The sequence below is a fragment of the Clostridium felsineum DSM 794 genome, from assembly GCF_002006355.2.
In the GTDB taxonomy this organism is placed as follows: domain Bacteria; phylum Bacillota; class Clostridia; order Clostridiales; family Clostridiaceae; genus Clostridium_S; species Clostridium_S felsineum.
Genome location: NZ_CP096980.1, coordinates 1,327,319 through 1,340,522 on the forward strand (window position 1 = coordinate 1,327,319; position 13,204 = coordinate 1,340,522).

Consider the following 13,204-nt stretch of genomic DNA (forward strand, 5'->3'; position numbering starts at 1 on the left):
AAATATTGATTAGATTAATAATATAACCTTTGTTATAATTAAAACAAAGGTTATTGTTAAAGAATAAACATACTTCATGTAGACTGCGTAAGTACATGAATTAGGAGGCAAAAACATGAAATATAAAAATCTCTTAAGTCCAATAGTTATAAATAGAATGTCAGTGAGAAATAGAGTAGTTATGACACCTATGGGAACGAATTTTGCTGATGTAGATGGGGAATTTAAAGAAAATCATATAAAATATTATGAGCAAAGAGCTAAAGGTGGAACTGGTTTAATAATAGTTGAAAATGCATGTGTAGATTTTCCTCTAGGATCAAACGGAACAACTCAAATAAGAATAGATCACGATAGATTTATGCCATCCTTAAATGAGTTAGTAAATAGAGTACATAGGTTTGGAGCATCAATTGCAATCCAAATAAATCATTCAGGAGCATCTGCTGTTCCAGGTAGAATTGGACAAACTCCTGTATCATCTTCTAACATACCATCAAAAACAGGTGGAGCGGTTCCGAGAGAACTTACAAAGGATGAAATATATGAAATAGCTAAAAAATATGGTGAAGCTGCAAAGAGAGCTCAAAGTGCAGGCTTTGATGCTATAGAAATTCATGGAGGACACTCGTATTTAATAAGCCAATTTTTATCACCGGTTTATAATAAAAGAGAAGATGAATTTGGTGGAAGTGTTGAAAACAGAACTAGATTCGCAAGACTTGTTATAGATAGTATAAGAAAAGAAGTTGGACCAATAATGCCGATTTCTTTAAGAGTAAGTGCAGAAGAATTTGTAGAGGGTGGAAACACTTTAGAGGACACACTAAAAATATTAGAATATTTAGATGACGGAGTAGATATATATAATGTTTCAGCAGCACTTAATGATTCGCTTTATTATCAAATAGATCAAATGAATCTTGAAGATGGATGGCGTGCGTACATGTCTGAAGCTGTTAAGAAGAAATTTGACAAGCCAGTAATAATAACAGGAAATATTCGTGATCCAAAGGTTGCAGAGAAAATTATTGAAGATAAAAAAGCAGACTTTATTGGAATGGGACGTGGTCTTATTGCAGAGCCTTATTGGGTTGAAAAGGTTAAAAACAATGAAGAAGCTTTACTTAGAAAATGTATTTCTTGTAATATTGGATGTGCTAACAATCGTATAGCTGCAAATTGTCCAATAAAATGTACAGTAAATCCAGATTTAATTAACAATGATGAATATAAGAAAAATAAAGTTAAGAAACCTACAAATGTTGTAGTTATAGGTGGAGGAACTGCTGGTCTTGAAGCAGCTTGTACAGCAGCAGAAGTTGGATGTACTACTTTCTTAATTGAAGAAAAGTCATATTTAGGTGGACTTGCAAGTGAGATTTCTAGATTACCCGATAAGAAGAGAATATCAGATTTTCCTAAATACTTAGTAAATAGAAGTGAGACTTTAAGTAATTTATTTGTTTTCAAAAATACTAAAGCAGATGCAGAAGTAATAAAGAAATTTAATCCAGATGTTATAGTTAATGCAACTGGTTCTACGCCACTATTACCACCAATTGAAGGATTAAAAGAAAACATAAATAAAGAAAATGGAAAAGTTAAATCCATATTTGGTTTACTTAATGATGTAGATAAGTACGATCACGACTATTCAGGAAAAGATATAGTAGTAGTTGGTGGTGGTGCAGTAGGTCTTGATGTGGCAGAATTTTTCTCAAAGAGAAATGCCAAAGTTAAAATGGTAGAAATGATGCCAGTAGTAGCTAAAGATTTGGACTTAATAACAAAAATGTCTATGATGAAAGAAATGAAAGAACATGAAGTAGAAATTTATACAGAAACTGTTCTTAAAGAAGTATGTGAAGATCACTTCAAAGTTACTAAAGATGGTAAAGAGTTAGATTTAAACTTTGATTATGGTTTTGTATGTCTTGGGATGAAAGCATATAATCCAGAATTTACAGCTATATTAGAAAACTTTGAAGATGCAGAAGTGTTAAATATCGGTGATAGTCGTCAAGCAAGAAAAATTATTAGTGGTACTGAAGAAGGAAGAAATATTATTTTTACTTTGAAAAAGATTGGTGTAATGTAAGAATAGTTTTACATTATTTTGAAGTTGAAAAAGAGAATCTCAAACTTTGCAAACTGGGTTTGAGATTTCTTTTTACAAAATTTTTTTAGAAAAGAGTGTTAAAAATATAGCAATCTTTTCAATAATATGATATTATCAATCTAATTAAATTTCATATTTCGACATTTTTTGAATACCAGTTTATTTGATTTTTCTATTAAAATAAAACACATTGATAAATTAAATATTCTGGCTATTTTTATAATATGAAGTTTTGTCACATAGGAGGAGAGAGTATGAAAAAAAATCCTTATTTTAAATCGGCATTGGGAATATATTTAAGTTATTGTATGTTAGGTATGATTTTAATTTTAATTTCATCTCATATGACATTTTTAGTTAAGCAGCTTAATACTGATGTGTCAGGAGTAGGTTTTCTTATTTCAGTAGAGGGAATTGTTAGATCGTCTACTTTATACTTTGCAGGAAGTTTATCGGACAAAATTGGTAGAAAGAAGTTTCTATACATAGCGCCTTTAATGTCAATAATTTTTTTAATTGGAGTGCCACTTTCTAAAAGTTACTACATAGCAATGATATTCGTAGCTTTTGCAGGTATATCACATGCATTTATGGATGCAGCTAGTTATGCATCTTTGATGGAGTGTTTTCCAGAAACCCCAGGTACAGCAAATATTCTAATAAAAGCCTCAGTAGCTACAGGCGGTGCAATTCTTCCTTATATCATATCCTTTTTTGTAAATAGAAATATGTTTTATGGAGATACTTTCTTTGTAATTGCAGTGGTAATGGTAATAAATTCAATAATACTATTTAACTCCAAATTTCCACAGGCTAATATTGAAAGGTCAAATGAGAAGATTGTAGAGGAGCATTATACAGAAGAAGCTAATTTCAAAAGAGAAGGAATAGCACTTGTAATAATAGGCTTCACTTCTAATGCTATTTTTACAATTTTTCAAACCTGGATTCCAACTTATACACAAAAGGTTTTAGGCTTTAATCAAATTTCTTCCCTTAAATTTATAACTTATTATAGCTTAGGTGCATTAGTATCTGTTTTAATTTTGGCAAAATTGTTACAAAAGACTGTAAAACCAGCATTAATAACATTACTTTATCCTTCAGTTGGTATCGTTTTATTGTTGATTTTATTGTTTGGACATGTACATGTTAATTCTATTAGTATAGTTTTAATTACTTTACTTGGAGCATCTTCAGCGGGAGTACTTCAAATGGCTCAAACTACTATGGGGGAGCTATTTTGGAAGAAAAAAGGTTCTACTATTGCATTGGTATCTACAGCTAGCGGATTGGCAGCAGCTGTAATTCCAGCATTAACAGGAGTTATTACAAAAAACTTTAGTGTAGTACATGTATTTTATTTTATGCTAATTTTATATGTTGTGGGAATAGCCTGTGGATCTGTAGTAAAATTAAGATATAATAAAATTATGAGGGGTAAAATTATAAAAGATGAGGCTATATGAAGATTAAGAGTCTGTTAATATAATGCAGACTCTTAATCTTTAATTAAACTATTTTCTTTTAAATAGGAAATAAATTTGTGAACAGCTGGTGGAAAGTATCTATTTTTTTTATATACAAAATAAATTTTTCTAGAGTATGATGGATTATTAATATTTATTTTTTTTACCTTTGCGTCTTTAAGTGCAGGTGCATCAGCAACAATAGCAACACCAAAATTGGCTTCTACTAAGGCACAAATTGCATATTCATCTGCTGCTTCGCAAACTCGTTGAGGAGATATTAGAACTTTTTCTAAAAGCTGTTCTGAGAGTTTTCCTAGTCCAGAATTTTTATCATAGGCAACTAAGGGGTAAGGTGCTATTTGTTTTAAATCAAGGTTATCAAATCTAGAAAGAGGATGATTTGGTGGAACAATAACAAATAATTCTTGATTTATAATTGGTACAAAGGTTAAATCAGGTTCATTTTCAACAAAGGATGAAAAGATGACATCATATTTGTCATGTTTTAAACCTTCAATCATTTCATCTGTAAAACCCTGTTTAAAAGAAAAGGTAACATTATTATTTTCTTTTAAATTCAAAAAACTACGAACAGTGGTGGGAATATAAACTTGCGCAAGAGGAGATATATAAGCAATATCTACATGTCCTTCTGAACTACTTGCAAGTTCTTTCATTTTCTTTTTAGAATTTTCTAGTTCGTTTAATATATTATCTACGTATTGCAGAAATATTTGTCCATATTTAGTTAAAGCAATATTCCGACCTTGTTTTTCAAAAAGGCATATTTCAAGTTCAGCCTCTAGGTTATTCATAGAGCTACTTAAACTTGGCTGAGAGATATTTAATTCTAAGGATGCTTGTCTAAAATGCTGCAATCGTGCAATAGTTCTAAAATAATATAATTGATTTAAATTAATTTTAATCACTCCCTAAAATATGCTATTGTTAATCTGTTAACGTGATAAATTGCATAATACTTACAAAAAAATAATGTAAAAGTTTACTTTATGTATATTATACCATGTTTGATAGATAAAAACTATCAATAAAGCGTGAAAGATGTATTAAAATTATCAAAAAAATATCATATAATATAATTATGATATGTTAAAAAAATAACTATTATGTTTGAAAGGTGATGCAAATGGAAAATATAGTACAAGTGAGAAATATAAAATTAGGAGAAGGTCTTCCAAAGATAGCAGTACCGTTTATGGGAAGTAATAATGAAGAAATACTTAAAGAAGTTGAATACTTAAAGACAATTAAAGTTGATATAGCAGAATGGAGAATTGACTACTATAAAGATGTTGAAAATTTAGAAAAAGTAAAAGAAATTCTAAGTATGGTAAGAAAAGCACTAGGTGAAATTCCATTACTTGTAACTTTCAGAACTGCTAAAGAAGGCGGAGAAAGAGAAATAAGTATCGAGTACTATGTAGAACTAAAAAAAGCAATTGCAGAAACTAAAAATGCAGATTTAATAGATGTTGAGTTATTTATAGCAGAAGATGAAAAAGTTAAAGATATTGTAGAAACAGCACATAAATTTGGATGTAAGGTTATAATGTCAAATCATGATTTTCATAAGACACCAGAAAGAGCTGAGATAGTTAAGAGACTATGCAAAATGCAAGAACTTGGTGCAGATATTCCAAAGATAGCAGTAATGCCAGTTGATGCAAAAGACGTATTAGAGTTATTATCAGCTACATATGAAATGAAGAGTGAGCACGGAGCTACTCCAATAATAACAATGTCTATGGGATCATTAGGAGTTGTTAGTCGTTTAGCAGGAGAAACTTTTGGATCAGCACTTACCTTTGGATCAGCAAAAACTGCGTCAGCACCAGGACAATTAGAAGCAAACAATCTTTACGAAATACTTAAATCAATTAGCACTAATAAATAATTAATACATAAAGGAGAGAGTAACATGGGAGAAAGAATAACAGGACATACAGAATTAATAGGATTAATAGCATATCCAATTAGACATTCAAGTTCACCAGCAATGCACAATGAGGCTTTTGCTAAATTGGGTTTGGATTATGCATATCTTGCCTTTGAGGTTGGAAATGAAGAGCTTGAAGCTACAATAAATGGTTTTAGGGCTATGAAGGTACGTGGAAGTAATGTATCAATGCCAAATAAAACAGTAGTACATAAATATTTAGATAAGGTGTCAGAAGCAGCTGAACTTTGCGGAGCTGTTAACACTATAGTAAATGATAACGGTGTTTTAACTGGACATATTACAGATGGTATAGGTTATATGCAATCATTAAAAGATGCAGGAATAGATGTTATAGGTAAGAAGATGACTATAGTAGGAGCTGGCGGAGCTGCTACAGCCATTGAAATACAAGCAGCTTTAGATGGAGTTAAGGAAATGTCAATCTTCAATATAAAAGATAAATATTTTGAAAGAGCTAAAAAGACAGTAAAAGACATAAATGAAAGAACTGGATGTAAAGCAACCTTATATGATTTAGAAGATCTTGATAAATTAAAGGAAGAAATAGCAGACAGTTATTTATTTGCAAATGCTACAGGTATGGGAATGAAACCATTAGAAGGAAAAACATACATTCCAGATAAAAGCTTCTTAAGACCAGACTTAATAGTAACGGATGTTGTATACGCACCAAGAGAAACAGAATTATTAAGAATGGCTAAAGAAGTAGGATGTAAGACTATGAATGGTTTAGGAATGATGTTATTCCAAGGAGCAGCAGCTTTTAAATTGTGGACAAATCAAGATATGCCAATTGAACACATGAAAAAGGTACTAGATATAAAATATTAATTAATAGGGGGATCACTACTTTGAATAATATGAAAAAATATTATCCAACAGCCTTTTGCCTATATTTAAATTATTTTGTGCATGGTATTGGAGCTTCAATACTTGCGCAAAACTCGAAATCATTACAAGCTATGTGGCACACGGATGCGGCAGCAGTACTTTATGTTATTTCAGCACTAGGAATAGGACGTTTAATTGCCCTTCCTTTCTCCGGTGCTATATCAGATAAATTCGGTAGAAGACCAACAGTTTTACTTGGAATGTTAATTTATGCAGCCTTCTTTGGTTTAATATTAATAACCCCAAATGCATCTGTTGGATTTGCAGTAGCATTGCTTGCAGGAATAGCAAACTCCTTCTTAGATTTAGGATGTATTCCAGCAGCAATGGAAATATTAGTGGAATCAACTGGACTAGCTAGTATTTTAACTAAGCTATTTATATCTATAGGACAATATGCTTTACCAGTTGCTATAGGTCTCTTGTTGTCAAACAACTTGTATTTTGGATACTCATTTATAATATGTATAGTAATATTAGTTATTAATGGTATTATATTATTAAAATTACCATTTGCGCCAATGAGAGCTAAAAAAGCGGAAAATTCTGAAGAAGCAGCTGAAGAAGTTGTAAAACCTAAATTTTTAGTAGAAGGTATTGCTCTAATTATAATGGGATTTACGTCAACAGCAACCTTTCAAATTTTCTTAAATGTAAATAAAAATTTCGGAATAGATGCGGTAGGTATGACTGCAAGTGCAGCTGGAAAAATTCAAGCTAATTATGCACTTGGTTCCATTTGTGCGGTTATATTGACAGCTTTATTAGTTAAAAAACTAGTTAAGCCTGTAAGATTCTTATTTATATATCCTTTGATTTCTTTTGTAATGTTAATGGCTATGTTTATTACAAAAAGTCAAACTATTGCTCTTATAGGTGGTTTTGTTATCGGTTTCTCAGCAGCAGGAGGAGTACTACAGTTAGTTGTATCTACAATGTCAGATTTATTTCCAGTTTCAAAAGGAAAAATTACAAGTATGGTTATGATGTCATCTAGTATTGCAACTTTTGCAGTTACTGCCATAGCTGGATTTGTTACAAAATCTGTTGGAATACAGTATACATTAGTAGTAGCAGCAGCTATTACAGCTGTAGGAGTACTTTTATCAATAGTTGTAAACGTAAGGTACAATCAGTTAGTAAAAGCAAAAAAACAATTAACATAAATAATAAATAAGTGGTCGCCAAGTTATCATAAATTTTTATGCTATTAAGGCGGCCACTTGTTTAAAAAGTAATTGGAAGCATTATGTGAAACTCAGAACCAATGCCGATAGTGCTAAGGACGTTTATACTGCCCCTATGTTCATCAACTATACTTTGAGCTATAGAGAGCCCTAACCCTGTTCCTCCTTGGCTTCTTGAACGAGATTTGTCCACTCTATAAAATCTTTCAAAAATTTTTTCTATATGTTCTTTTGGTATACCTTCACCATTATCTTTAATCTTTAGTTCACATATATTATTATGTTTTAAAAGGCAAACTTCAATTTTTCCATTAGAGGGAGTATGTTTAATGGCGTTATCAAGCATAATATTTATTAGTTGAATAATTCTCCACTCATTTCCCAAGATAATTATTTCATTTTCTATATTAAAAACTAGTTCTATATTTTTTTTATTAGTTAAAACTTTAAAAGTTTCATAAGTATTATTTATTGTGGTGCTTATGTTGAAATTTGACATTGGCATTTCTTCTTTTTTTACTCTAGCTAAGAACAATAAATCTTCTATAAGTTTTGTCATTCTAAAAAGTTCACTTTGAATGTTATTTAGCCATTTCATTTGACTATGTACGGTTTTATCTTTATTTTCAACTACTATTTCTAAGGTTGAATTCAAAACTGCAAGAGGAGTTCTAAGTTCATGTGAAGCATCAGCTATAAAGATATTTTGTTTATCTAAAGTTGTTTTAACTGGAACAATGGCTTTATTAGCAAGATATAAACTAATAATAATGACAAGAATAACACTTATAGTACCAACAAATAAAAACGATATAATAAGGTAAGTGTATAAATTGATTTCCATGTTGTTATCGATAAAGGCAATTATAAAACCATATTTTTTAGGAACCTTCAAAAATTTAAATCTTAAATGCCCAGTTTTAATATTTCCATACTGTATACCTTTTTTTAAAACTGTATTTTTTAAATTTGTAATATCACATTTTGGTATATTTATATTTTTAGAGTATCCCAAAACTTTTCCATATTTATTTATTTTTATAAAGAAGCTACTTGATACTACCATTTTTACATTATTTGAGGGACCTTTTATTAGAGAAACAGTCTCTTCATTTCTAGCAATATCATTTAAAACCACAGAAACTTGTAAATTCATTTCGTATAAGGTTATATAATATATTCCTAAAAAGATAATTAAAATTACTATAGTAAGGCAAATAGCATTAATTGTTAACAGTTGTATTTTTAATTTTTTGAACATCTAATTAATCTCCTTAAGACAGTAACCACTTCCGCGTATAGTTTCTATAAGCACTTTACAATTTAAAGTTGCAAGCTTTTTTCTTAAATATGATATATAAACTTCAATATTATTTAGTTCAATAGTGGCTTGGAAGCCCCAAATTTTTTGTAAAAGTTGTTCTTTAGTTATAACCATATTTTTATTTTTTAGCATTATTTCAAACACCTGAGATTCTTTAGAAGATAGTTTTATAGTTTCTTTATCAGTCTTAATTTCACCTCTTAAAGGATTAAAGGTGAGATTATGTATTTGAAGCTCCTCATTGTTTATAGAGTCAGTTTGTCGTCTGCCAAGAGCGCGCAATCTTGCAAGCAGCTCATCTTTGGAAAATGGTTTTACAAGATAATCGTCTGCCCCACTGTCTAAACCCTCAATCCTATCTTTTATAGAATCTTTAGCAGTCAAAATTAGTACAGGAGTTGTAATCTTTTGCTTTCGTAAATTTTTTAACACGTCTAATCCTTCTTTTAATGGAAGCATGCGATCTAATATTATTATATTGTATTTTTCAGATTCGGCCATTTTCTCACCTTGTATACCATCAAAAGCAGTATCTACTATATAGTTATTCTTTTTTAGAGTATAAACAAGGGCATCAGAAAGATGTATTTCATCTTCAACTAACAATATTTTCACGTTAAACTCACCACCTTCCACTTTTTTGAAATATATATTTACCATTAATATTAAAATGTAACTTAAGCTTAAATTGACAAAAAAATGTTTTTTCAAACTTAATTATATATCAAAAAGCTTAAGAAAAGCTTAAGAAATATATTAACAAAGAGTTTACAGTAGTTTTAAGAAAAGATTAAGAGAGAGAATATAATATTAAGATGTAACATGATATTTAAAGAAAGGTTTTTAATATGATTTATTGTAAAAGGAGACGATGAAAATATGACCGATAAAGTAATTCAATATTCTATAGTGGTACCTCTGTATAATGAAGAACTTGTTGTAAAAGAAACATATAAGAGGTTAAAAAGTGTCATGGATTCTACAGGAGAGAATTATGAGATTATTTTTGTAAATGATGGTAGTAGAGATAAAACAGCAGTAATAACAAAAGAAATATGTGATAGAGATAAGAAGATTAAGTTTATAAGTTTTTCAAGAAATTTTGGACATCAATTAGCAATAACAGCAGGCATGGATAATTCTAGTGGAAATGCTGTAGTTGTTATCGATGCAGACTTACAAGACCCTCCAGAAGTAATACTTAAAATGATTGAAAAGTGGAAGGAGGGATATGAAGTAGTGTATGGACAAAGGGCTAAAAGAAAGGGAGAGACTTTTTTCAAAAAGCTTACTGCAAGAATTTTCTATAGAATGTTAAATAGTATGACAGATATTGATATACCTGTTGACACAGGAGATTTTCGTCTAATAGACAGGAAGGTCTGCGATGCATTAAAAACAGTGCCAGAGAGAAATAGATATGTGCGAGGTCTTATAAGTTGGCTTGGTTTTAAGCAAATAGGAGTTCAGTTTATAAGGGAAGAGAGATTTGCAGGAGAAACAAAGTATCCTCTTAAGAAAATGGTGGAATTTGCTACAGATGCTATTACTTCATTTTCATATAAACCACTTAAACTAGCAATGTATTCAGGAAGTATTATATCTATAATAAGCTTTGTATATCTTATATTTGTCATTATTCAAAAGCTATTTACAAATGGTATTGTAGCTGGATGGACTTCTTTAGTGGCACTTATGCTGTTTTTTAATGGAGTTATACTTATGATTCTAGGAATTATGGGTGAATATATAGGGAGAATTTATGATGAGGCAAAGGGCAGACCGCTATATATAATTGGGGAAAAGAAGGGATTTTGATGCTAAATAAAGTAGGATATATATTTAACGGACGATTGAAGCAAATAAGTAGATTTTCAGCAGTTGGAGTCATTAATACTTTAATAGATTTTGTTATGTTTACTCTATTTAATAGTGTAATAGGGGTAGGATATAGCATAAGTCAAGTAATAGGATATGGTAGTGGAGTCATTAACAGCTTTATATTCAATAAAAAATGGACTTTCTCTGATAAAGCGGGTAAAAAAAAGCTTCATAAGGAATTAATAAGATTTATTTTTATTAATGTTATTACACTTCTAGTTACCTTAGTATCTATGAATTTGTTTGTAAAAGGTTTAGGGATTAATGTTTATGTAGCTAAGATATTAGTAACCCTTATTGCTCAGGCTATAAACTTTTTAGGTTATAAAATTTTAGTATTTAGTTAATTGCGCACGGAGGATAGATAAGTGAAAAAAATAAAATTATTGAAAGAACACATCATGTTAGCAGCAATTCTTATATTATCTGCAATTTTAAATTTCGGGAATCTAAAACTTGAGGGATATGGAAATGAATATTACTCTGCAAGTGTTAAGAGTATGCTTACAAGTTTTAAAAACTTATTTTTTTTAGCATCAGATCCTAAGGGTTTTTCAACTATAGATAAACCGCCTATAGGCTTCTGGCTGCAAGCAATTTCAGTAAAGATTTTTGGCTTTAATAGTTTTGGTATTATGTTACCTCAAGCTATTGCAGGAATAATTTCAGTTGCAATTATATATTTTCTTGTAAAGAAATACTTTGGTGTAAAAGCAGGGCTTGTTTCGGCATTATGTCTTGCAACTACTCCTATTTTTGTTGCTGTAAGCAGAAACAATACAATAGACAATCAATTGGTAATGGTACTCTTGATTGCAGCTTATTTTTTATTGAAAGCTATTGAGAGTGCAAAACTAAGGCATCTTATTATAAGTTTAGCTTTAGTTGGGATTGGATTTAATATAAAGATGCTTCAGGCATATTTAATAATTCCAGCTATATATATTACATATTTTATAGCATCCAATATAAAAATGAAAAAGAGAATTATAAATCTAGTTATTTCTACGGTAATATTGGTAGTTGTATCTTTCTCGTGGGCTACTGTTGTAGACTTAGTTCCGGCAGCTAATAGACCATACGTTGGAAGTAGTGCAAATAACTCAGAATTACAACTTATTGTTGGACATAATGGAGTTGAAAGATTAAATAATCAAAATAGCATTGGAAAAGAAATGTTCTCTATAGTTCAAAGGAAGATGAAAAAGAAAAGCAGTAATAAGAAAAAATCGAGTAATATTGTTAAAATTGTAGGAGCATTAGTTACTAACTCTTACTTAGATCAAATAAGTTGGCTTATACCACTGGCTATATTTGGATTTATAGCAGCTGCTTTAAAAGAGAAATTAAAGAGACCTTTTGATAATGGTAGAAAAATATCTATAGTATTTTGGATGGCCTACTTTTTGCCACAAGCCTTCTACTTTACATTTACACAAGGTTCTTCTCAAGGTTATTATTTAACAATGCTTTCAGCACCAATTGCAGCCCTTGTAGGTATTGGAATGAGATATCTTTGGAACTTATATAGAGAAAACAACAAAGGGGCATATATGCTTCCAATAGCCTTTTTGATTGACGGTGGATTTCAATTTATATTGTTATATTTCTATAGTAATATTTCAAGTGTAGTTAGCATTTTGATGGCTGTAGTTGGGATATTTAGTTTAGTAAGTTCCGGTGCTTTAATTTTAAATAAGAAAAAGAGTAAATTAAATAGTGGGTTTAAAAAAGCAATAACAGCATTGGGGTTGATAGGATTGATAATAACTCCAATGGTCTGGTCTGGAACAACTTTAGTATATAAAATGCTAGGAAGCTTTCCAACAGCAGGTTTTGAACTGAGAAGCAATAGCAGCATAATGAGTAATGTATTGACACAGATGAGTAGTGAAACAACACCAACTACTTTTAAACTTATGAAATATCTAGAGTCGCATGAGGATAATGAAAAATATTTGTTAATAACAGCTAATCCCATAATAGATGTATCAAGTATGGAACTTTATACAGATAGATCAGCTATAGCACTAGGTGGTTTTATGAGCACAGATAAGGTTATAAGTTTAAATGAATTTAAGGAAATGGTTAAAAATGGTCAGGTTAGATATGTTATGTATTCTGACATAGTAAGTAATGCTGATAAAGATAATCCCAATAATGCAATATTTGCTTGGGTGAAAAATAATGGAAAACTTGTTGATAAGAATGAGTGGTATGATTCGGATGATAAAAAACTCAGTGTTATGTGTTCACCAGAATTTTCTAAGCTTTATGATTTGAAAGGTTGTAAAGTTAATTAAAATTATTTGATTGAAAAGAGCTGTATAGTTAACATAAATTTTA

11 protein-coding genes are annotated in these 13,204 nt (G+C 30.2%); 8 read left to right on the forward strand and 3 right to left on the reverse strand.

Going from position 1 to position 13,204, the window contains the following annotated elements; genetic code table 11:
• Nucleotides 1-115 precede the first annotated feature (115 nt).
• Together CLFE_RS06215 and CLFE_RS06220 are read left to right on the forward strand one after the other, a co-directional pair.
• Complete coding sequence (locus CLFE_RS06215) at nucleotides 116-2,101, forward strand: oxidoreductase (RefSeq protein WP_077893447.1); 1,986 nt, start codon at nucleotides 116-118, stop codon at nucleotides 2,099-2,101.
• A gap of 275 nt (nucleotides 2,102-2,376) precedes the next feature.
• Entirely contained in the window at nucleotides 2,377-3,591 is a 1,215-nt protein-coding gene (locus CLFE_RS06220) for an MFS transporter (protein WP_169850940.1), read from the forward strand.
• 32 nt (nucleotides 3,592-3,623) lie between these two features.
• On the opposite strand, the gene CLFE_RS06225 is transcribed toward CLFE_RS06220, so the two are convergent.
• Nucleotides 3,624-4,523, reverse strand: coding sequence for a LysR family transcriptional regulator (locus CLFE_RS06225; RefSeq protein ID WP_308463930.1), 900 nt, complete (start codon nucleotides 4,521-4,523; stop codon nucleotides 3,624-3,626).
• 218 nt (nucleotides 4,524-4,741) lie between these two features.
• On the opposite strand from CLFE_RS06225, the gene aroD reads away from it, so the two are divergent.
• From aroD to CLFE_RS06240, 3 genes are read left to right on the forward strand one after another with little or no spacing between them, the layout of a single operon-like run.
• Nucleotides 4,742-5,509, forward strand: coding sequence for a type I 3-dehydroquinate dehydratase (gene aroD / locus CLFE_RS06230; protein WP_077893445.1), 768 nt, complete (start codon nucleotides 4,742-4,744; stop codon nucleotides 5,507-5,509).
• A gap of 24 nt (nucleotides 5,510-5,533) precedes the next feature.
• The gene (locus CLFE_RS06235) at nucleotides 5,534-6,406 is read left to right on the forward strand and encodes a shikimate dehydrogenase (RefSeq protein ID WP_077832307.1); all 873 of its coding nucleotides are present in this window, start codon (nucleotides 5,534-5,536) and stop codon (nucleotides 6,404-6,406) included.
• Between the two features lie 29 nt (nucleotides 6,407-6,435).
• On the forward strand, nucleotides 6,436-7,632 hold the full coding sequence (locus tag CLFE_RS06240; protein WP_139356163.1) for an MFS transporter: 1,197 nt from the start codon (nucleotides 6,436-6,438) through the stop codon (nucleotides 7,630-7,632).
• Between the two features lie 61 nt (nucleotides 7,633-7,693).
• Here the strand turns inward: CLFE_RS06240 and CLFE_RS06245 are convergent, their stop codons facing one another.
• Both CLFE_RS06245 and CLFE_RS06250 read right to left on the reverse strand, forming a co-directional pair.
• A complete protein-coding gene (locus CLFE_RS06245) occupies nucleotides 7,694-8,914 on the reverse strand; it encodes a sensor histidine kinase (protein WP_077832309.1) in 1,221 nt (406 codons plus the stop codon).
• Complete coding sequence (locus tag CLFE_RS06250; protein ID WP_077832310.1) at nucleotides 8,915-9,592, reverse strand: response regulator transcription factor; 678 nt, start codon at nucleotides 9,590-9,592, stop codon at nucleotides 8,915-8,917.
• Between the two features lie 264 nt (nucleotides 9,593-9,856).
• Between CLFE_RS06250 and CLFE_RS06255 the strand changes: the two genes are divergently transcribed.
• The 3 genes from CLFE_RS06255 to CLFE_RS06265 are packed head-to-tail and all read left to right on the forward strand — an operon-like array spanning nucleotide 9,857 to nucleotide 13,161.
• Nucleotides 9,857-10,795 (forward strand): glycosyltransferase family 2 protein, encoded by a 939-nt coding sequence (locus tag CLFE_RS06255; RefSeq protein ID WP_077832311.1) that lies wholly within the window; start codon nucleotides 9,857-9,859, stop codon nucleotides 10,793-10,795.
• Nucleotides 10,789-11,205, forward strand: coding sequence for a GtrA family protein (locus CLFE_RS06260; protein ID WP_139356156.1), 417 nt, complete (start codon nucleotides 10,789-10,791; stop codon nucleotides 11,203-11,205). Before CLFE_RS06255 ends, CLFE_RS06260 begins: the two co-directional genes overlap by 7 nt.
• Nucleotides 11,206-11,226: 21 nt before the next feature.
• Nucleotides 11,227-13,161, forward strand: a complete 1,935-nt coding sequence (locus tag CLFE_RS06265) for a glycosyltransferase family 39 protein (protein WP_077893442.1) — start codon at nucleotides 11,227-11,229, stop codon at nucleotides 13,159-13,161.
• The last annotated feature ends 43 nt before the right edge of the window (nucleotides 13,162-13,204 follow it).

Coding starts and splice junctions, on each gene's coding strand:
- CLFE_RS06215 (WP_077893447.1), top strand. CDS start 116: ATGAAATATAAAAATCTCTTAAGTCCAATAGTTATAAATAGAATGTCA.
- CLFE_RS06220 (WP_169850940.1), top strand. CDS start 2,377: ATGAAAAAAAATCCTTATTTTAAATCGGCATTGGGAATATATTTAAGT.
- aroD (WP_077893445.1), top strand. CDS start 4,742: ATGGAAAATATAGTACAAGTGAGAAATATAAAATTAGGAGAAGGTCTT.
- CLFE_RS06235 (WP_077832307.1), top strand. CDS start 5,534: ATGGGAGAAAGAATAACAGGACATACAGAATTAATAGGATTAATAGCA.
- CLFE_RS06240 (WP_139356163.1), top strand. CDS start 6,436: ATGAAAAAATATTATCCAACAGCCTTTTGCCTATATTTAAATTATTTT.
- CLFE_RS06245 (WP_077832309.1), bottom strand. CDS start 8,914: ATGTTCAAAAAATTAAAAATACAACTGTTAACAATTAATGCTATTTGC.
- CLFE_RS06255 (WP_077832311.1), top strand. CDS start 9,857: ATGACCGATAAAGTAATTCAATATTCTATAGTGGTACCTCTGTATAAT.